An 18,851-nucleotide genomic window follows, 5' to 3' on the forward strand; every position below is an offset into this window, starting at 1 on the left:
CTATTACCCTACTACCAAATCTTTTAAAAAGCTTTTCATCGATTCACCTCATCTTTCATCTATTGTTACTTAGTATTTATCCTAGACGTCATCTTGTTGCCGATTCAAATATATCACATTTTCAAACATCCGTAATCATACATTATGTAGTATTTTTCTACTTCATTTTGTAGTATTTTTTGATGCAAAGGCAGTGAGCAATTCCTGGATACTTCGAACTCTCGTCTTCTGATAGATGTTCTGGCGATGTTTCCGTATCGTGGAGACGCTTAGGTGAAGTTCCTCCGCGATCTCCTGGCTTGTCCATCGCTGAAGCAAAAAAGGGAGAATTTCCTGCTCCCGTTTTGTTAATACCTTGAGTAACCTTTTCTGATCCTCCTCTATTTCTCCTATTTGATCCATCAATGATGGAGCAAATTCTCTTCTATGCTTGTTTATTTTCGTCTTTGGATAAAGGGTGTCTCCTTCAACTCCTCTTATTTCCATGGCATCAATGAGCGTTTTTAAAAGACCGATGGCCGATTCGGACTTCATCCCATGGGGTAAAATGAGTCCGAGATAGCCTGCGATTCTTCTCTTTAAATCTCTGATAGGGCCTGCCACCGACCACCAATCATCAAATAGTTCGGCGTAGTGGTCCGATCCCCCCAGAACAATCATGTGGTTCGCCATTTTCGCCAACGAAAAGGCATTGGTGCCACAGCTTTCTTCCGTAAGTGAGATCCCTCTCTCCATCCCTACGAGCGTGCATTGACTGAAAAAATCCTGATCCGCATAGATGTTCAGGATGGTTAATTCCCGATCCGTTAATATGTAGAGATGTTCCCTGAGCTCACCTGAATAATAAAAGGGAGTGATGACCTGGGCCGCCTTTTCAAGCAGCGCTTTCTCCTTTTTTAAGAGATGAGGAAGATCACCGGAGGATAATCCCCTCTTTGGCCGCTTGATATCGGAACGAATGCCAAATGCCCGACTGCGAGCATGAGATGTGCTGAGCATCTCTTCGGAAGGGGTCACTCCCTTTACTCCACGACTCGATAAGCGGTCGCGTGTCATCGAGATATAACACCTCACTCCCACACTTCAAATCATGCAAAACGTTAAGGAAACAGTTGCATTATTCTATCAACAGTATACATTTCTTGCAGTCATGTGGCAATAGGTCTCAGGACCCATTGTGAGGCTAACCATCGTTAATCCACTTAGAGCATACAAAATTGGCAAAGAAAAACATTTCCTCAATATAATAGACGTTTGTTTTGAGGAAATGTTTCAATCAATGTTTCAATTATAGAATGTTTTCCCAAAAAAATTTTTTCCCATATCTTAATAAACCCCTATCCTCTTTTATGTAAGGATAGGGGTTTCTTGGTTTATAGGGACCATCTTTTCATGACGATTTCTTTCATCTTCGCTCCCGAAAAAGGAGAGCCAAAATCATTCACAATTACTTCTTCTTATGGTAAATCAATTTCAGAGCGATGGCGATGTTCACAATCAGGACAAGATAGAAGGATGGATTGAGATATTTCCCCCAAGATTCATTATAGGTTGAGGTTAATTCGTCTAGCTTTTGCGTGATTTGGGCTAGTTGCAGCATGAGGGCCAATCCGATCAAGCTGATGGAGAGTATAAATAGCCCCAAAAACTTTCTCATGTCTTTTTACCTCTTCATATGGATTAATTCTTAACTTCTTTCACCTTGATGTAGGTTCCGTCTTTATATTCATAGTACTCGATAGCAACTAGGTAATCCTGCCGGCTCAATCCCGATATCCTTCCACTTGAATTCCAATATTCCAATCTAAGCTGTGGTATGATCACCTTTTCATAATCTTTTCTTTAAAATAATTTTGGAAAAGATTCTCTCCATTGGCAATCCATCTTCACTTGGGAGTAAAGCTTCCTTTTTCTTTGTTGACTAGAAAATGGATGGTAGCGGTCATGACTACCAAAAAGCGGGTTCAACACCATGAAAAACTCCTTTTTTAATATTCACCCTCCTCTCATGTTATGGTTATGCGGAATTACTCTTAAACGTAACCTCGCCGTCAAACCAAAGATATCAAAAATGATTAAGATTGAAATCATACATTTTGTAGTATTTTTCTACTCCATTTTGTAGTATTTTTTATGCAAAGAAATTGGGGGTGTTGATGATACGGGGAGTAGGGATTTACCGAGACCGCTTCATCTCCTCCTGCATAGGATGAATCAACTGAACCTAAACGAGGTGATCTGATGGAAATACCTATCGCAGGATTTCTGTATGAACATGAGAATGAGGATGAACACCGGCATGAATTGATGATTACCTCATGGAACGGGAGACCTGTCCATCTTCATCCGTTTGCCGGAATCACGTCCTATGAAGTGGGGCATCGGCACAGGTACTCCGGTGTAACGGAACCGGCCCCGAGTGGTGTGCCCCACACCCATCGGTATGAAGCGGTTACCTCTTTTAATGATGGACATACCCATGTGATCCGGGGGGTAACCGGACCGGCCATCCCTGTGCCTGGAGGAGGCCATATCCATTATTTTGAAGGAGTAACCACAGTGAATGGACACATCCCTCATACGCACACCTACAGTGGTCGGACGGGGATCGCTTGATCCCATGAAAGCGGTTGGATACTCATTATATCCCCATCCGAAGAATCGAATGAAAAAACCCCAAGGCTTCTCCTGGAAGCCCTGGGGTTATCTCTTTTACAACATCCAACTTTACGCTTTATGAATTCACTTATTGAGTGGTTTCAAACGTATCTAAAGCGAAAAACTCATCCAGGGTGATCTTCCGCTTCGCGATTTCCTTCGCCACGTTAACCCCCACATAGCGGATATGCCAAGGTTCGTAGGAATAACCCGTAATCTCTTCTTTTCCTTTGGGGTAACGGATGATAAATCCAAAATCGGGGGCATGTTCCGCCAGCCACTTCCCTTCCTTTGTCTCCCCGAAGTTCTCCACCAACCGATTCCCTACGCTCGTGCTGGAAATGTCAATGGCTAACCCGGTCTGATGCTCGCTCTGCCCTGGGAAGGCACTGATCCGGCCCGCCGCCTCTTCCCCCATCGTCTTTATCTTATTCTCATAAATCGATTTCTGCATCGAATAGGAGCGGAACCCTGAAACACCTGTGAGATTCATATCTTCTTCCGCCGCCTTTTTAAATAAAGCTTCCAGCGCTTCGGCCGCTTCTTTCCTCAAACTCTTCTTCGGGCTCTCCTCTTGGAAGGAGAAGGGAATTTTTAAGGGCACCAAATCGGAGGGGATGTAGTCGTTGGGGAGATTCCTCTCCTTGTTCACCAAAATCACGGGGTCGTCCAAGTTGGTAACGACCGTTTTCCCCGTTTGATCTACTTTGATCGTATCTTCCAAGGAATACCGGACCATCAATTGTATCTCTGCGATTTTTCCTTTGTAAGCGGCCTTTACGGTGAGCACATCCCCCGTTTTGGCCTCAGGAGAGACCCGCACGATTCCACCTTTTCGTATGCTGCCCAAGTTGGGGTCCATCATCTCATAATTGATCCCTTCGCTGTCGATTTGCTCCTGCCGCTGATCCGCAAAGGTAGCGACTAAAGTTAACTTTTCTTCTCCCCCAGGCGGCAGGAATCCATGATCTGCACGAATCTCTAACCCTTCCACTTCGGCGGTTTTTGCCGGAGAGGAGGTATCCCCAAAGGACATATCCTGCTCAAGAGGTGCTTCTCCTTCTGGCTTCTCTCTATCGGGGGAGGCCCCCTTCCCTATAAAATGAACGCCCCAGCCATAAAACAATAGGAAAAAAAAAGCCCCGATCAGGAGAAAAAGAAGCATTTCAAAAAAACGATATCTCTTTCTCTTTTTTGACAAACCCTTTCCCTCTCTCCATCCCTTTTAGGTAGTTCACTTACAGCCTCTCCATTATACCATATCTTCCGAACTAAGATGGGGAAAAGGAGCTTTCTTCTTATTCTTCTATTCATTCGGGGCGTTGATTTCGACAGCCGCCTTTTGACCCTTTTCCTCGAGAAACTGAAGGGAAGAGGCAAACCAAGCGATTAGGGCTGAAAATAAGATGGCTATGCCGATCAGCACCAATACTCCCCTAAGCCCAATCCACTCCGCGACGGTTGCGCTTACCGCCATCCCTAAGGGTATGCTCCCCTGGGCGACTAACAACCGCACGCTTTGTACCCTCCCCCTTAAGGAATCCGGAACCCGTTGCTGATAAATGATCCCTGAAAAGGTATTCCAAATCGCTACGCCAAGTCCAAATCCGCCTACAAATCCAACGGCATACCATAAAGTGTTTGCAAAAAAGAGAGCGAGGATGGAGACCCCCGAAAAAGCATGAGCTCCAAGCATCACCGACTTTTTCGAAAACGGAGCCAGCAATGGGCCCACCAAACTGCCGATCAGCATTCCGATTCCCGCGGAGGATTGGACGATTCCCACTCCGTCGGCACTTACATGCAACAACTCCACGCAAAAAGGAACAAAAAGAGCGAGGATCATTCCTCCGCCAAAATTGCTGGTGGCGGCAAGCCCCAATAACCAGATGAGGCCCCTATTCTCCCGATAAAATGCGAATCCCTCAACCAACTCACGGAAAAGATGAACCCGAGATTCCCTTGGAATGGGACGGGAAGGTAACAGGAATAATGTGAGAGTAGAAACGGCAAAGGTGATCGCATCAACCAAGAGAGCATTCGGGGCACCAAAACTTGAGATAAAGATCCCGGCGAGGATGGGACCGAGAAGAGCCGATCCGTGGATGGAAGTATTCAGTAAACTATTGGCGTTTAACAATTCTTCTTTCCGAACCAATGAAGGAAGAAACGCAAAGGAGGCCGGTTGGAAGAAAGCTTCTGCGATACCCAGTATTATATTGACGATAAATAAATGCCATAGCTGCAACGTGCCTGACGCATACAGAAAAACGGGAGTCAGCAAGGCTGCGGTTCGAATCAGATCGGTAACCAACATCGTCGTACGCCTATCCCACCGATCCACCAGCACCCCTGCAAACAGGCGAAAAAGAACAAGGGGAATCGCCTCCGCCAATAATATCCCTCCCGTCGCCGCCTTTGATCCGGTCAGGGTGTAGACAAACCATGCCATCGCCAACATGGTGAAGGGAGTGCCGATCGCAGACACCGTTTGACCCAGCCATAAGATGACGAAATGCCGATTGTGAAGCAATCTGCCCATAGAGAGATTCTCCCCCATCTTCATGAGTGTTCTTTTTTCCTGCTTCGGTTACTAACCCTCATTATAACAGGGGAGTAGGGCGTTTCAGTGAAATTAAAGAAAAATTTATCTTCCGTTGGGATCATTTAAACGGAGAGATCAACGCCGAGTACCCCAATCCTCTCCCCTGCAGGATTTGAAATCGCTGCGGAGACGGTAATGCAGGGGAGTTTCGTAATGGCGGAGACGTAAACCCTTGAAACGAAAAATCCTTCCCTCATCGCCCCCTGCCACCATTCCCTCTGTTTCGCATTTAATAGCCCGGCCGCCGGCTCTGAGAATATAAAGGTGCCGTCCGCCCGGTTCGACCATATGGCGGAAAGATCCGGATGCTCTTTCAAAAAAGATTTTAACAGGCGAGCATGCAGATCCGGATCTAACGAAAGAATCTCCGGCTTTTTCGTCATCTCTAATAGGCTGCTCTTCATGTGTTCCAATTTCTCCGCGAAGGAATCTAAAAGAATTTCCTTTTTGTCCATATGGCTCGATATGGACTGTTTCAGTTCCTCAGATTCTTTCAACAGGTTGCTGTTTACATCTTTGAGCGCATTAATTTGCCCACGTTGTTCTTTCACTTGGGTTAAAGTAAGTCCCACCATTTTGATCGTCTCATTGATAATTTCCACTGCCGATTGAAGTTCCACCGCCGTTTTTTGAATCATCTCTTCTTGCTTGTAGACGGCACCCACCGCACGCTCCACCTTCTCATTAACCTGGATGACGCTGTTTAAAATAAGGCCGATTCTCCGTTTCACGTCGGCGATGACCGATAAGCCCCGTTTCACCCCTTCTTTCTCTTTTTCAACCGCTTCCGTCACTTCTTTAATACGCCCCGTCACCTCTTCGATTAAAGAGGAGGAGCGCTCCAATGCCTCTTTGCTCTGATTGGCCAACTGTTTCATCCGTGAAGCCACGACGGTAAAGCCTTTTCCATGTTCCCCGGTTCTCGCCGCTTCGATGGATGCGTTGATGGAAAGCATCGAAGTTTCCCCAACAATTTTGACCAAAAAATGATTTAATTCTTCGATGGAAGAAAGATGGCGAATCAGTTCATCGATCTTTTCCTGCACCAAATGATTGGATGTTGTCAGTGCCTCCATGACCCGATCCGTGGTATTTAGATATTCGGCAACTTCCGCCACCACGCCCTTTGTTTCGGTCATGCCCTCATCCATTTGATCCATTAGGCCATGCAGCTGGTGTGCCGTTTCCGTTACATGATTCATCTTCTCAAAAGCGGTCTCTATGCGTTCCTTGGCGAATCCACTTTTTTCCTGAAGAGAGATTTCCCGCTCTTGGGAGAGATCTGCAGATTGCTGCAATCCAAGAATATGGCGATTTACTTCCTCCATTACCCCGCTTAGACGGTCTGCAGCCACTTGAATATCGTAGATCATCTTTTGTTTGGTGCTTTCTAACGCTTCCAGTTGTAACTCGGTTTTTCTCATCTCCCGGTCTTTAATGACCACATAGCCTAAAATGATTAAATCAACGAATATCAATACGACTTTTTGCCACCAAACGAGATCAACCCATCCTATAAAAAAAAGAGAGAATGCTAGAATCAGGAATAATAGAAAGTTTATTCTCTTCACACGTTCCATTTCTTTCACATTCCCATCTCATAAAATGTAATGTTTTCTTACATTATATCAGTTTAGCGCGATAAATCAATAATAATTAGACTATTTTGGTTTCCGAAAGAAAAGAATGGCCTCTTCACCTATCCTCACAAGCATTCTTGGAGTATAATGATAGGTATCGGATAAAAGATACCAGCCGGGAGGGTTACCATGAAAAGGATGCCGTTAGCCGAACGGGGGATCTCCACCAGTCGGCTTGTTCTTGGGTGCATGTCGTTCGGAGGAGAATGGAGTCGAAATGAGATTACAGAAGAGGATATTCTTCAAGCGGAAAGGGCGGTTGATGCGGCGCTCTCAATCGGCATCTCTATGTTCGATCATGCCAATATTTATACGAGGGGGAAAGCGGAGGAGACCTTCGGCCGCGTGTTGAAAAGAAAACCCGGATTAAGGGAAAAAATCGTGATTCAATCAAAGTGCGGAATTCGTTTCGCCGAAGGGTCGGTTCCCGGACGGTACGACTTCTCTAAGGAACATATTTTAAAGGAAGTGGACGGAAGCTTGCAACGGCTTGGGATTGAGTATTTGGATGTCCTGCTTCTCCATCGCCCCGACCCGTTGATGGATCCGGAAGAGGTGGCGGAAGCGTTAGGAAAGCTAAAATCTTCAGGCAAAGTGCGTTATTTTGGCGTCTCCAACATGAACGCGGCCCAAATACGCTTCTTACAGCAGGCACTACCGGATCGCATAGCGGTTAACCAGCTTGAACTCAGCTTGGCTCGATTGGACTTTCTGGACGAAGGTGTCCACGTGAATCAAAAAGCCGGAACAGCGGTCCATTTTTCCGAAGGACTGTTGGAGCATTGTCAAATGGAAAAAATCCAGATTCAAGCTTGGGGGCCCCTCGCACAAGGGAGATTCTCCGGACGGCCGCTCACGGACGAACCGGAAAATATACGGAAAACAGCGCACCTCGTTCAGCAAATGGCTTCCGAAAAAGAAACAACCCCGGAAGCCATCGTCCTGGGCTGGTTGATGAAGCATCCTGCCATGATCCAGCCGGTGATTGGCACCGCCAATCCGGATCGCATAGTAGCCTGTAAAGATGCCGAAAGACAATCACAGCTCATGACCCGAGAGGAATGGTACACCCTTTATGTAAGTTCACGGGGGAAAGCTCTTCCGTAAGATGAACATACGGATTGTCCTGATGGAAGTGCCCCCTCACAGGAATTCATGATCGTATCCAAAATCAGGCGGTTGGCCAATTCATTTTTCCGAATGCATGGTTCGCTCTCCGCCTGAAGGATTTCCAGAGGAGAGAGCGGATATTCTCCGCAGATATCCACGCCGGAAACGGTATAATGAGACAAAATGGATCTCACCAGCCGAACAAGCTCATGAATTTTCATGTTTCCTTGGTCCCAATCGGTGACAACTTCAGTTCGATCTAACACATCCTTGTCGATGCTGATATAAACAGTTCTTGTTGGAATGTGAGAAACGATCCTGTGGCTTAGCGAATCGATGGTTCCTGAAGATTCGTTCAAAAACATCGAAACTTTTTCCCGCATATGCGGAGGAATCTGATTCTCTAATTCCTTCTCCGCACCTACGATGATCACTTTATGAAGCATCGGGAGACGGTCGAGCGCCTGTAAGACCCATGAACCACAAGAGATGATTGAGCAGGAAGGAGCTTCCATCATATCGGTATGATGGTCAAACAAGATTAACGTAAAAGGTTCGGCAATTTCAGATAAAAACAGCAGAGAGACATAATGGTAATTTCCACTCCCCAGGAAGGTAATGCCCCTGTTTTTCCGTTTTTTCACTCTTTGCTGGATTTTTGAAAGTGAATCCATTTCACAATACCGATTCGTGCTGCGAATATCGGAAAGATCAATCCACTCATAAATGGGGCGTTTAAACTGTCTTTGAAACTTATAGGTTTCATCAAAGTTCAAAACCGTGACTTGGAGATTCATTGGTTCACACTCCCCTCATTTGTTGAGCGTGTTGTTTTTCCCGGCAACTCTGCTCTACAACTTCGCGTTACGTCAGGAGCAATCATTTTTTCTCACAAGCCACCATTTCGTTCTTATTAAAAAACCCCCCCAATCCACGATCTGGACAGGAGGTTTAAGGCTTAGCAAAAGAGATACCGTTCTCCAACACGGAGAGAAAAGGGGCTCTTTCGCATAGGATCACCACAGCCATACCATCCTGTTCAGAGAGAACTTTCGCTCCGTACGGGCCCTTCAATCCGTATATGCTCAAGGAACGACTCTCTTGCGAACAGAAGGAATGGATCATTGGATGGGGATCACCCTTTCTTTTCTTGCTTAGCTTTACCATACTATAAAGCGATCGTGGAATCAAGGGAATCCGCCGTACTGGTGTTGTTCCAAGAGAGTTTTCACTTTGTCGGTTTTCGTTTTGTCCGCGATTAATATCCCCTGGTCGCTAACGGCTATCAAGAGGTTGGAGACGCCGATGACAATTAGAGGAAGACTCGACGTATTGACGACATATGATTCGCGGGTTTGATGACAGATCATCTTTGACCCGATGGAAGAGGGGTTCAACAATTGAATCATTTGTTCCCTGCTGCCGACATCAAACCATTGTCCACCGTATGTCATCACCTGAATGTTCTTTGTTTTTTCGAGAATCGCATAATCAAAACTGATTTTCGGGAGCCTATGATACTTCTCCCTTAATTCTCTATAATCCGTAGGAAAACCATACGCTTTCAGATGCTCGATGACAAAACCGAGGGGAAATACGAATACGCCGCTGTTCCATAAGGCATGCCGGGAGATGAGGTCGCGGGCAAGCTCCCTGTCCGGCTTCTCAATGAACCGCTCCACTGGATATATCTTCATGTTCGACTCCGGCTGGCCGGGTACAATATAGCCGTATTTATCCAGTGGACCCGTCGGTTCGACTCCCGCCAAAACGACAGAGGTTCGGGTCCAGTCGATCATTCGCTCCAGTTCCAGAATATCTTGATAAAACGTCTCTTCCACATAAAGATCCGCCGGAGAGAAACAAACGATTTCCTCCCATGTCATTCCTTTTTCTGTATACAAGTAAGCGCAGGCCAGAGCGATCGCCGGAAACGTATCCCTTCCGTACGGATCCAAAATGATGGAAATCTCTCTGGGGATTTGAGCGGTTAACAAATCATATTGGGAAGCCACCGAGGAGACGAAAATATGATCCGCTACCGTTACCGTCTGCAACAAACGTAGGTTTCGTTGAAGAATGGATTCGAGCTGCCCTTTTCCGTCATCAAAAAGTCGAATGAATTGCTTGGGGAAAGAGGGATGAGACAGAGGCCAGAGCCTTTTTCCCGTCCCTCCCGAAAGAACGATCATTCTCATGGCGCATGAGTTCCTTTCTTCGGACCGAATTGTTCCCTCACCCTTTTCAAATCTGCCTCCACCATCATTCGGATCGTCTCTTCGAAGCTTGTTTTTGCTTCCCACCCTAATATTTTTTTAGCTTTTGAGGGATCTCCAAGCAAGGTGTCCACCTCGGCAGGTCTGAACAATGTGGGATCCGTTTCAACGTAATCAGAATAATCCAGGCCAACGCAGTCAAAAGCCGTTTGACACATGTGCCGCACGGAAACGGCTCTTCCCGTGGCGATCACAAAATCGTCGGGTTTGTCTTGCTGCAGCATCAACCACATGGCTTCCACGTAATCGCCGGCAAATCCCCAATCCCGGGATGCGTCAAGATTTCCGAGCTTCACTTTGCTCTGAAGTCCATGAACGATCCTCGCGACGGCATGGGTTACCTTTCTGGTGACAAAATGCAAACTTCTTAGCGGAGATTCATGGTTGAACAAAATCCCGCTGCAGGCAAAAAAACCGTAGCTTTCCCGGTAATTCACGGTCATCCAATGGCCGAACAACTTGGCGACCCCGTAAGGACTCCGGGGATAAAATGGCGTTCTTTCATCCTGAACGGGTTGTTGAACAAAACCGAACATTTCACTCGAAGATGCTTGATAAATTTTACAGTCGCATTGAGATAGGCGCACCGCTTCCAACAAATTCAGAACACCCATACCCGTCACATTACAGGTTAATATCGGTTGTTGCCACGCACTTCCGACAAAACTTTGTGCCGCGAGATTATAGATTTCGCCCGGTTTGTATTGTTTTATTATTTTCAGCATAGAAGAAATATCCGTCACATCTCCCGGGACAAAGCGGATTTGTTCGGTGATCCCCAGATCGTCAAGTCTCCATAAGGAGGTAGAACTACGCTGAGGCAGCATACCCAAAACATGGTATCCTTTCTTGAGCAGAAATTCCGCCAGATATGCGCCGTCCTGTCCGGTAATTCCGGTAATCAATGCGGTTTTCATCAACAAATCTCCTTTTTGCCTATGCCTTAACATCCCATTTATCGTTTACGCATCTCTGGTTATGATGAGACCGATCGAGGTGGAGACATAGCCTCCGATCAACAACTTCAGATGATAATCCTCGTGATAAGGGGGAAAATCGATATATCTTTCCAAAGGGAGTGTTCCGACCGTAAAATCGACTTCCATGGAATAGCCCGATTTGTTCAATTCTTCTGCCATCGATTCGATGTCTTGCTTGCGGAATAGAACGACCGGGCCGGTCCCGATGGTTTTATCATTGGAAGAAAGGTTGAATTCCGTCGTATGCACAGCCGTTCCTCCGGGCTTTAAACATTTGGCCTGATTGATGATAAACCTCTTTCCCAGCTCGATGGATCCGCAATGCTCAAAAGCACATGAAGACCAGGTAAAATCATATTTTCCATAATAACTCTCGTCAATTTCGTTCATATCCAGAGGTTGGAAAAAGACGAGTCGGGCAAAATCATCGGGCGGACATAAACCTCTTTCATTCAAACCCTCTACATCGGAAGTATGCTGGTTGCTGCCAACCCATCCCTGTTCCACGGCTTTATGCACCGGCAAGTCGGTCGCCGTGATCTTACATCCATGGGAGGCAAAAAGCGCGGGCAACGGTTCACGCCCGACACCAAATCCCAGGCCGTGATTGCCTGGGATCAGCATGCCCCGTTCCAGGAGTGCCTGGTAAATAAAACAGAACTCCCATAATTTCCGATGGTATCGGAAAGGTTCCTTCATTCGTTCGGACGCATTGCGAAACCAATCTGAGTGAAAATCTGCCGCTTGGCATAATTTCGACTGCAACATCATGCCTCTTCCTTTACGCTTTTTTTATGAGCAGGTCAAGATGTTCGTTTCGATCGAAAGCAATCAACTGATCAAAGTCGATCGAAGTCCGGTTTCCGTTATGTTCCAAAACGTAAAAGGCATAACCAAAATGAATGAAGTTTTGTAGACGTTCCTTCGGATCGAAGCTCTGCATCCGCCAGAGAACGGGACAATACTCCATAAAAATGGTGGGATGGTCGGAGCGTTCGATCAGTTTATACAAAGAATTCAGGATCCGAGGTTCCGACCCGTCCACATCGATCTTGATCACATCCGCCTTACACTCCGGCAAGTAGTCGGATAAAATCACGGTATCGACCTGTTGATGTTCCGAAGCTTCCGTCGCAATCAGAGCGCCTCCCCCGGTTTCCGGAACAACAAGCCGTGCCGTCCCGGCCTGATCAGATAACGCCAAGGGATGCCAGTCTACCTGGCGAAAACCGTTTATCATGAGGCTCTTTTTCACGTTTTCAACCATTTTGGCATTCGGTTCAAACGCATGAACTTTTCCGCTCTTTCCGACCTTCATTGCCGCCAGCAAAGAATAATAACCGCAATGCGCGCCTATATCCAATACCGTCATGCCGGGTTTTAAACGATCGAGAAACGCATCGCTAACCCATTTTTCCCAAAAACCATAATACATGATGTTTGCTTGAATAATGTCCCTTGGATCCAAATAGATCTTCGGCCCGTAGTACAAAGCCGTGAGAACGGTGTGATCCTCCACATAATAAACGGGTCTAATCATGTTATCCCTTCTTACCTCATGTTTCGATAACGAGCAACAAAAAAAGGTTAGTATCGGGCCCATTTTCAGGCAAATCAACGGGCCATTGTTCAGGAACAGAATTGCCATACATGCATATACTATGATAACCATTTGTGACGATGGCCTATTTGAATGCGAAGGAGGTACAGGGGAGAATGAGTTTACCGGATCATCCGGTAGGGAAATCCATGCCCACGATGAAAGAAGTCATCATAGATTTGCTTCATTCCATCGCACTGGAAGAGATCGCGTTGTCACATCTGTTAAATGCGGAATCGGAGAAAATACAGGCTTTTGTGGGCAAAAAACTGGATTTCCCTACTTGCCCGACAAATGCGGAAATTGCCAAATTCAATCGTGAAACGAGCAAGTTTTTGGAAGTAATCGTTATGAAAGAGTGGTTGCTGCTTCGTAAATTGGAAAACATCATTTTTTTGAAAGAGGAGTCGCTGCCATGTCCGATCGAGATATGCGAGGAGGAATGAAGGTAGGTGGAATCGGGAAACCGGATGTCGTAAGTTTGAAAGCCTATGGAGATTCTCTGGATGAACTGGAGAAATCGTTGTTTGGCATGATCAAATCTTATATAGACTTTCATACGGCTTTGCAGAAAAGAATGCAATTAGACGGGGAATGGAACCGGACGGCGGCAGGATCGATTCGGTACAGCACCTTAAGCTGTCTAAACTCAATTCTCTCTCTGCAGACACAGTTATTAAAAAAGTTCGAGACGTTAAATGATTCGGGTTACATGATCGGTGATTCGTCGGATGGATCGGCGTACGGCCTCAATGAGGCCGACGCCTTGGAAACCATTCGCCCGCTATGGTCACGGCCGGAGGATTGGAGGAAAATACGGGAGATACTCTTGGAAATCAACCGGTACAAGGATAAAAAGAGAAATATTGTAAACAGGATCCTTACTACAGCGGTAAACACCAGACCTTGGATCAATCCTACTTTCGTTCGCAGAAGAAAATCGTGACGAAACAATCTTATTGATCCGATAACTTCCCCATTACCCTTTTATGTCCCTACGATCGGAAAGGTTGGCGAGACTTGAATCAAGTCCAGAATGTTGTCAAATTTGAATTGGAGCAGCATTTCCTTTTTAATGACGTCTTCCAAGGTTCTGCGGACACTTTGATCGACAAACAGCAAATTCGAAATGGTCACTTCTGCCGGAGTCAACGTAGAGGTCGTTGGGGTAAGTGTTCCCAATACGAATTGCAGTTTCTCCGCCTCCGCGTTCATAATATGCGCCAGAGCCAATTCTTCAAGGGCAATGGAAGATAATAACAAGGGGATCGTCTGACCAACGGTAATGCTGACACTGGGTGTAATATTCGGGATACTTGCTTGGGTCATCGGTTCACCTCTTTCATCCAATAGAATGTTGATGCATTAGGATATCAACCACTATATCCTATTCTTCCGTAAGGTTTGCGACTCGGCTCTTGTACGATGCCAACCGTCTAATTCGAGTCGCGTTTCAAACGGACCAAGGCCGCTTCGGCTTCCGAATGGTTTGGGGTTAACGCCAAGGCATTCCGGTAACATCTTTCCGCCGTTTCCAAATCGTTCAATTTTTCGTAGCATAACCCTTTGCAATACCAAGCCTGAAAGCTTCCTAACCCTTTCTGCGTCAAATGCTTCAGGTTTTGCTCTCCGATTTCCAGACAGCGATCCAGTGCGCCTATGGCTTCCAAGGGTTTGTCGAGATGAAGCAAAATGACGGCTTTATAAAAAATCAGGTCGACATAATCGGGATACAGCGCTATGGCTTTTTCAATCGCCGGGTATGCGCCCTCGAAGCTTCTCATGCTGAGCAAAATAGAATATTTCAATTTGTAGAGCAGCGAAGGCGGAGTCTGGTTGGCCAAAATAAACAAGATGATCGACCGGTTCACATGCTGGAACGATAAGTTAAATTTTTGAGCGCGGTAATATTCGGCCGCCAAATGATAATGAAGCCAAGGATCGTTTTCGTTTTTAGCCACTTCCTCTTTTAATAGAGAGAGATTCCGCTCCGCCTTCCCCTTCTTTTTCACGTAATCATCCAAATAGCCATAATGCCATATCGTAATGGGTGCGGACCCAATCCGCTCCTTCTGATCGGGTCCGGGCAAGACTTCCTCCACATTGAGCGTTTCATGGATTCGTTGGTGAAAGCGGAATCCGATCCGGTTCCGGAACAACCGCGGATGTGCGATCGTAATCACTTGGTTCCGATCCGCCCGGGCTCCGTAATAATTGTTTAACCGAAAGGAGTACAGATCATAGGCTTCGGACGCAGTCAGTTCCCGCAACTCATCCGGGCTTGCCTCGATCTCCTCGTCCGCGTCGAGCCATAAAATCCATTCTCCCTGCGCCAGGGAGAGGCTATAATTGCGCGCTTCGGAAAAATCGTCATTCCACCTGAAAGAAAATACTTTTGCCCCCAAAGACCGGCATATGGCATCGGTTCCATCGGTGGAACCCGTATCCACAACAATGATTTCATCGACGAGAGGTCCGGCGCTCTCCAGACACCTGGCGATGCAATCCGCCTCATTTTTGACAATCATGCAAAGGGATAATCGTACTGAGTCGCTCAAAAAGAACACTCCTTCCTCTCCTTTTTACATCAGAATATGTGTAATCAACGCGCAAAGTGAAGCCCATACTTGTGCAAGCCCCGTTACATATGATGATATATCCGTTTCATTCCAGTTCGTGTTCGAGGGTGAAGCTTGATGGCGGAACTATTCACGATCGCCTGGGAAGGGAAGTTTTTTGAAAACCAAAGCTTGGCCATGGTAAACCGGCAAATTGTTTCCCGCTTACAAAACGATACCCGTCTCACATGGCGGCTGATCACTCCGGAATTACAGCCGGTCTCCATGCTTGATCCGAATCATGCCCGACATTCCGAAAAACCCGCTGACATCTACGTGTCGCATCAATGGCCTCCAAGAATGGTACGGCCCGATTCGGCCGGCCGATGGATTTCCATGATCCCATGGGAATTCGGCGCCATCCCGGTCTCCTGGTACGTTCCTATGAAATATTGGATGGACGAGATCTGGGTATACAGCCGGTACAACAAAGATGGCTACGTCAAATCGGGCTTGCCTGAAGAAAAAATCCGCGTCATTCCGCTGGGCGTCGATGAACTGGTATTTCATCCCGACGTACAGCCCACATTCTTTGAAGGAGATGGCCGCTTTCGGTTTCTCTATGTCGGCGGGACGATTGCCCGAAAAGGTTTTGATCTGCTTCTTAAGGCCTACCTGGCGGAATTTAAAAAAGAAGAGCCCGTCTGTCTTATCGTCAAAGACCATGGAGTGGATACGCATTATCAAGGAATAACGATGGAACAACGCATTCGTGAAGCCGAAGCGAATCCCCTCTCCCCGGCCATCCAATATATCAACGAGCAGTTGACACCTGAACAATTGGCCTCTCTGTACCGCTCCTGCGATTGTTCGGTGTTTCCTTACAGAGGAGAAGGATTCGGCCTCCCGATGGTTGAATCGGCGGCTTGCGGAACGCCGGTCATCGTACCGGGGCTGGGACCGGCAGCGGAAATGTTCGGCGAGGAACATGCCCTGTTCATTCACGCCAAAGAACAGAGACAGGACGACAGAAAAGTCGGCGCGATGGAAACGGTTGACTTCCCATGGTGGATTGAGCCCGATTTGAATGACCTTCGACATCAAATGCGGTTCGCATACGAAAACAAAGACAAGTTGGCCGAAATGGGAAAACGCGCCAGCGTGTATGTTGGCTCCCGTTTTACCTGGAACAAAACGGCAGAAACCGTACGGAAAGCTTTGGAAACCATTCAAGCGCGGCAGAAGCCCCTCTCCTGGAACCCCGACGATATCCTTCGTACGGAGATCGAATGGGTGGAAAAGGACTTGGCCGACAATCAATCGGAACAGGCGCTCGGAAAATTGCAGGCACTCCTGCAGGTCTTCCCGAATGCCCTCCGGGTACGGTTACAAGCCGCGCATCTCTACATGCGGCAGGAAAAGTACTTGCCTGCCATCGGTCTCCTTGCCCCTTTATCCCGCGAGTTGGAAAAAGAGAAAGGCAAGGTCAACCATTTTTTGTACTCACAGGTCTGGGCTTTATTGGCCCTTTGTTACAGCGGGATTCAATCGTGGGCATTGGCCATCGACGCTTTTCGGAAAGCGGGTGAATCGAATCCCGAGATCCACGCGCTCAAAATTCCTTATCTTCATTCGGCGGTTCGATCTTCACATGTTCTCTTGGGATCGATCCATCAGGAGCTCGGGGACGCGTATTCGGCGTTAAACGATGACGTGAAAGCCAAAGAGATGTATAACAAGGCGTTAATCTATGACAGCCGGCTTCAGTCCGCCAAACTGCGTCTGGAGCATCTGAGGAAACGCCAACTTGCACTCAAAAACCAGATGAAACCCCTTCTTGACTTCAGCCGGCGCCTGTTGGAATCGACAGAACGGAATCAAGATGTCCGGTGGGTATCCGCCGGGGACGAGACCGTCTATCCGCACATCTTTGTTTTTCAAAGAAGAATTTGGAATTCGCTCTATATGCCCGGACAACTGGTGCGGATCATTTCTACAGCATCTTCAAGTCTTCCTGAACGGTCGGAAGCGCATGAGAACGAGGAAAGGAACGATTGGAACGGCGCCATCTTTTTCCTGGGAAAACAAAGCCCGCTTGACGGTTGCATCCAATGGTATCAATGGTGCATGCGCAACATAAGACCCGGCGGAAAGGTGATCCTTCACAGCAACGACCCGGCCAATCAGGCCTATCTTGCACTCCGTTCCTTGTTCGATTACGGCGGGTGGAATGAAAATGGAAAACATCCCATGAGGAGCATGGGAGGCCGGCAAGAGGGAGAATTTACGATCTTCCAATACGGGGGTTTTGGCGTTCTCTGGCAATCTCCTTTCTACAACGCTTCCGGCTACGCTTCGGAACAGAGACACTTTTTGAAAAGCTTGCAACCGTATCCGTTGCTCATTCAATTGAACGCTTGGGATGCGCCTACAGGCTCTCAGGAGGAGCAAAACGACGAGATATACGCCCACCGTGCCATACTGAAAGAAAGCCCGCTCATCCATTATCAGGCAGCTCCCGCCAACCTGTTCGCGCTCTCCCGGGCTCCGTTGTCCGTCGGACGCACGATGTTCGAGACCGACCGCTTGCCCATAGAATGGGTTCACAAACTGAATGAACTGACGGAGGTGTGGGTGCCCTCAACGTTTAACCAGGAGACGTTTGCAAACGCCGGTGTAATGGCAGAGAAAATTCACATTGTGCCCGGGACGATTGACGAAACCAAATACCATCCCCTGCAAGTTAAGCCCTATCCTCTTCCTGAAGCCCGCCGTTTCAAGCTGTTATCCGTTTTCGATTGGAGCATTCGGAAAGGATGGGATCTCCTCTTAAAAGCTTATTTAGAAAGTTTCACAAGTGAAGACGACGTCTCCCTGGTGCTGAAATTGAGCAAAATCAACGAACCTGCCGCTCAGGTGAATCAAGTGGTTGAACAAATGAAAAAGAAGAGCGGTTTAAAGCATCTTCCCCACATCATGGTGATCGATTCCCGCATGTCGGAAGAAGAAATGATCGGGCTGTACGCCGCCTGCGACGCCTTTGTACTGCCTACCCGGGGCGAGGGATGGGGAAGGCCTTTTATGGAAGCGATGGCTTTGGAAATTCCCGTCATCGGCACGAACTGGAGCGGGCATCTCGAGTTTATGAATGAGAAAAACAGTTATTTGATCGAGGTGGAACGTATGACACCGGTACCGGACAGCATGCCTCCACACTTTCACGGCCATATGTGGGCGGAACCGAGCGTGGAACATTTAAAAATGCTTCTGCTGGAAGTTTACCGGCACAGGGACCGGGCGAAAGAAAAGGCGAAAGAAGCGAGAAAGAGTCTCTTCCCTCGTTTTTCTTTGAAAGAAGTAGGCCGGATCATTTATAACCGGTTCGATCATCTGATCCGAAATTATTTGGAATGAGGGATGCTTT

At 47.2% G+C, this 18,851-nt stretch carries 17 protein-coding genes; 5 read left to right on the top strand and 12 right to left on the bottom strand.

Annotated elements, in window-relative coordinates:
- Positions 1 to 162: 162 nt before the first annotated feature.
- A complete protein-coding gene (locus tag THEAE_RS0113735; protein ID WP_084213563.1) occupies positions 163 to 1,056 on the bottom strand; it encodes a LuxR family transcriptional regulator in 894 nt (297 codons plus the stop codon).
- A 391-nt stretch (positions 1,057 to 1,447) separates the two neighbouring features.
- Positions 1,448 to 1,657: a hypothetical protein gene (locus tag THEAE_RS0113740; protein ID WP_028987869.1), complete on the bottom strand. Its 210-nt coding sequence runs from the start codon at positions 1,655 to 1,657 to the stop codon at positions 1,448 to 1,450.
- A gap of 584 nt (positions 1,658 to 2,241) precedes the next feature.
- Here THEAE_RS0113740 and THEAE_RS0113745 point away from each other — a divergent pair.
- The gene (locus THEAE_RS0113745) at positions 2,242 to 2,616 is read left to right on the top strand and encodes a YmaF family protein (protein WP_028987870.1); all 375 of its coding nucleotides are present in this window, start codon (positions 2,242 to 2,244) and stop codon (positions 2,614 to 2,616) included.
- Positions 2,617 to 2,746: 130 nt separating this feature from the next.
- Here the strand turns inward: THEAE_RS0113745 and THEAE_RS22180 are convergent, their stop codons facing one another.
- The 3 genes from THEAE_RS22180 to THEAE_RS0113765 all read right to left on the bottom strand — a co-directional run bounded on the left by THEAE_RS22180 (position 2,747) and on the right by THEAE_RS0113765 (position 6,843).
- A complete protein-coding gene (locus tag THEAE_RS22180) occupies positions 2,747 to 3,859 on the bottom strand; it encodes a M15 family metallopeptidase (protein ID WP_052330022.1) in 1,113 nt (370 codons plus the stop codon).
- A gap of 105 nt (positions 3,860 to 3,964) precedes the next feature.
- Complete coding sequence (locus THEAE_RS0113760) at positions 3,965 to 5,200, bottom strand: MFS transporter (protein ID WP_169729994.1); 1,236 nt, start codon at positions 5,198 to 5,200, stop codon at positions 3,965 to 3,967.
- A gap of 125 nt (positions 5,201 to 5,325) precedes the next feature.
- Entirely contained in the window at positions 5,326 to 6,843 is a 1,518-nt protein-coding gene (locus tag THEAE_RS0113765) for a methyl-accepting chemotaxis protein (RefSeq protein WP_245605627.1), read from the bottom strand.
- Between the two features lie 189 nt (positions 6,844 to 7,032).
- Between THEAE_RS0113765 and THEAE_RS0113770 the strand changes: the two genes are divergently transcribed.
- A complete protein-coding gene (locus THEAE_RS0113770) occupies positions 7,033 to 8,010 on the top strand; it encodes an aldo/keto reductase (RefSeq protein WP_028987873.1) in 978 nt (325 codons plus the stop codon).
- On the opposite strand, the gene THEAE_RS0113775 is transcribed toward THEAE_RS0113770, so the two are convergent.
- The 5 genes from THEAE_RS0113775 to THEAE_RS0113800 all read right to left on the bottom strand — a co-directional run bounded on the left by THEAE_RS0113775 (position 7,977) and on the right by THEAE_RS0113800 (position 12,809).
- Complete coding sequence (locus tag THEAE_RS0113775) at positions 7,977 to 8,810, bottom strand: arginase family protein (protein WP_028987874.1); 834 nt, start codon at positions 8,808 to 8,810, stop codon at positions 7,977 to 7,979. The genes THEAE_RS0113770 and THEAE_RS0113775 overlap by 34 nt on opposite strands.
- Positions 8,811 to 9,200: 390 nt before the next feature.
- The gene (locus THEAE_RS21045) at positions 9,201 to 10,211 is read right to left on the bottom strand and encodes a sugar phosphate nucleotidyltransferase (protein WP_052330024.1); all 1,011 of its coding nucleotides are present in this window, start codon (positions 10,209 to 10,211) and stop codon (positions 9,201 to 9,203) included.
- Positions 10,208 to 11,206 (bottom strand): GDP-mannose 4,6-dehydratase, encoded by a 999-nt coding sequence (locus THEAE_RS21050; RefSeq protein ID WP_039944469.1) that lies wholly within the window; start codon positions 11,204 to 11,206, stop codon positions 10,208 to 10,210. Before THEAE_RS21050 ends, THEAE_RS21045 begins: the two co-directional genes overlap by 4 nt.
- 45 nt (positions 11,207 to 11,251) lie before the next feature.
- On the bottom strand, positions 11,252 to 12,037 hold the full coding sequence (locus THEAE_RS0113795; RefSeq protein WP_028987875.1) for a class I SAM-dependent methyltransferase: 786 nt from the start codon (positions 12,035 to 12,037) through the stop codon (positions 11,252 to 11,254).
- Between the two features lie 13 nt (positions 12,038 to 12,050).
- Complete coding sequence (locus tag THEAE_RS0113800) at positions 12,051 to 12,809, bottom strand: FkbM family methyltransferase (protein WP_028987876.1); 759 nt, start codon at positions 12,807 to 12,809, stop codon at positions 12,051 to 12,053.
- Positions 12,810 to 12,985: 176 nt separating this feature from the next.
- Between THEAE_RS0113800 and THEAE_RS0113805 the strand changes: the two genes are divergently transcribed.
- Both THEAE_RS0113805 and THEAE_RS0113810 read left to right on the top strand, forming a co-directional pair.
- A complete protein-coding gene (locus THEAE_RS0113805; protein ID WP_028987877.1) occupies positions 12,986 to 13,315 on the top strand; it encodes an alpha-helical endospore appendage domain-containing protein in 330 nt (109 codons plus the stop codon).
- The gene (locus THEAE_RS0113810) at positions 13,285 to 13,815 is read left to right on the top strand and encodes a hypothetical protein (RefSeq protein ID WP_156920634.1); all 531 of its coding nucleotides are present in this window, start codon (positions 13,285 to 13,287) and stop codon (positions 13,813 to 13,815) included. Before THEAE_RS0113805 ends, THEAE_RS0113810 begins: the two co-directional genes overlap by 31 nt.
- A 41-nt stretch (positions 13,816 to 13,856) precedes the next feature.
- Here THEAE_RS0113810 and THEAE_RS0113815 read toward each other — a convergent pair whose 3' ends face one another.
- Together THEAE_RS0113815 and THEAE_RS0113820 are read right to left on the bottom strand one after the other, a co-directional pair.
- Entirely contained in the window at positions 13,857 to 14,198 is a 342-nt protein-coding gene (locus tag THEAE_RS0113815) for an alpha-helical endospore appendage domain-containing protein (protein WP_028987879.1), read from the bottom strand.
- A gap of 107 nt (positions 14,199 to 14,305) precedes the next feature.
- Complete coding sequence (locus tag THEAE_RS0113820) at positions 14,306 to 15,427, bottom strand: glycosyltransferase (protein ID WP_028987880.1); 1,122 nt, start codon at positions 15,425 to 15,427, stop codon at positions 14,306 to 14,308.
- A 138-nt stretch (positions 15,428 to 15,565) separates the two neighbouring features.
- Here THEAE_RS0113820 and THEAE_RS22670 point away from each other — a divergent pair, with 138 nt between their 5' ends.
- Positions 15,566 to 18,841, top strand: a complete 3,276-nt coding sequence (locus tag THEAE_RS22670; RefSeq protein WP_084213566.1) for a glycosyltransferase family 4 protein — start codon at positions 15,566 to 15,568, stop codon at positions 18,839 to 18,841.
- Positions 18,842 to 18,851 lie beyond the last annotated feature (10 nt).

The organism is Thermicanus aegyptius DSM 12793 (assembly GCF_000510645.1).
Lineage (GTDB): Bacteria > Bacillota > Bacilli > Thermicanales > Thermicanaceae > Thermicanus > Thermicanus aegyptius.

Coding starts and splice junctions, on each gene's coding strand:
- THEAE_RS0113735 (WP_084213563.1), bottom strand. CDS start 1,056: ATGACACGCGACCGCTTATCGAGTCGTGGAGTAAAGGGAGTGACCCCT.
- THEAE_RS0113740 (WP_028987869.1), bottom strand. CDS start 1,657: ATGAGAAAGTTTTTGGGGCTATTTATACTCTCCATCAGCTTGATCGGA.
- THEAE_RS0113745 (WP_028987870.1), top strand. CDS start 2,242: ATGGAAATACCTATCGCAGGATTTCTGTATGAACATGAGAATGAGGAT.
- THEAE_RS0113760 (WP_169729994.1), bottom strand. CDS start 5,200: ATGGGCAGATTGCTTCACAATCGGCATTTCGTCATCTTATGGCTGGGT.
- THEAE_RS0113765 (WP_245605627.1), bottom strand. CDS start 6,843: ATGGAACGTGTGAAGAGAATAAACTTTCTATTATTCCTGATTCTAGCA.
- THEAE_RS0113770 (WP_028987873.1), top strand. CDS start 7,033: ATGAAAAGGATGCCGTTAGCCGAACGGGGGATCTCCACCAGTCGGCTT.
- THEAE_RS0113775 (WP_028987874.1), bottom strand. CDS start 8,810: ATGAATCTCCAAGTCACGGTTTTGAACTTTGATGAAACCTATAAGTTT.
- THEAE_RS21045 (WP_052330024.1), bottom strand. CDS start 10,211: ATGAGAATGATCGTTCTTTCGGGAGGGACGGGAAAAAGGCTCTGGCCT.
- THEAE_RS21050 (WP_039944469.1), bottom strand. CDS start 11,206: ATGAAAACCGCATTGATTACCGGAATTACCGGACAGGACGGCGCATAT.
- THEAE_RS0113795 (WP_028987875.1), bottom strand. CDS start 12,037: ATGTTGCAGTCGAAATTATGCCAAGCGGCAGATTTTCACTCAGATTGG.
- THEAE_RS0113800 (WP_028987876.1), bottom strand. CDS start 12,809: ATGATTAGACCCGTTTATTATGTGGAGGATCACACCGTTCTCACGGCT.
- THEAE_RS0113805 (WP_028987877.1), top strand. CDS start 12,986: ATGAGTTTACCGGATCATCCGGTAGGGAAATCCATGCCCACGATGAAA.
- THEAE_RS0113810 (WP_156920634.1), top strand. CDS start 13,285: ATGTCCGATCGAGATATGCGAGGAGGAATGAAGGTAGGTGGAATCGGG.
- THEAE_RS0113815 (WP_028987879.1), bottom strand. CDS start 14,198: ATGACCCAAGCAAGTATCCCGAATATTACACCCAGTGTCAGCATTACC.
- THEAE_RS22670 (WP_084213566.1), top strand. CDS start 15,566: ATGGCGGAACTATTCACGATCGCCTGGGAAGGGAAGTTTTTTGAAAAC.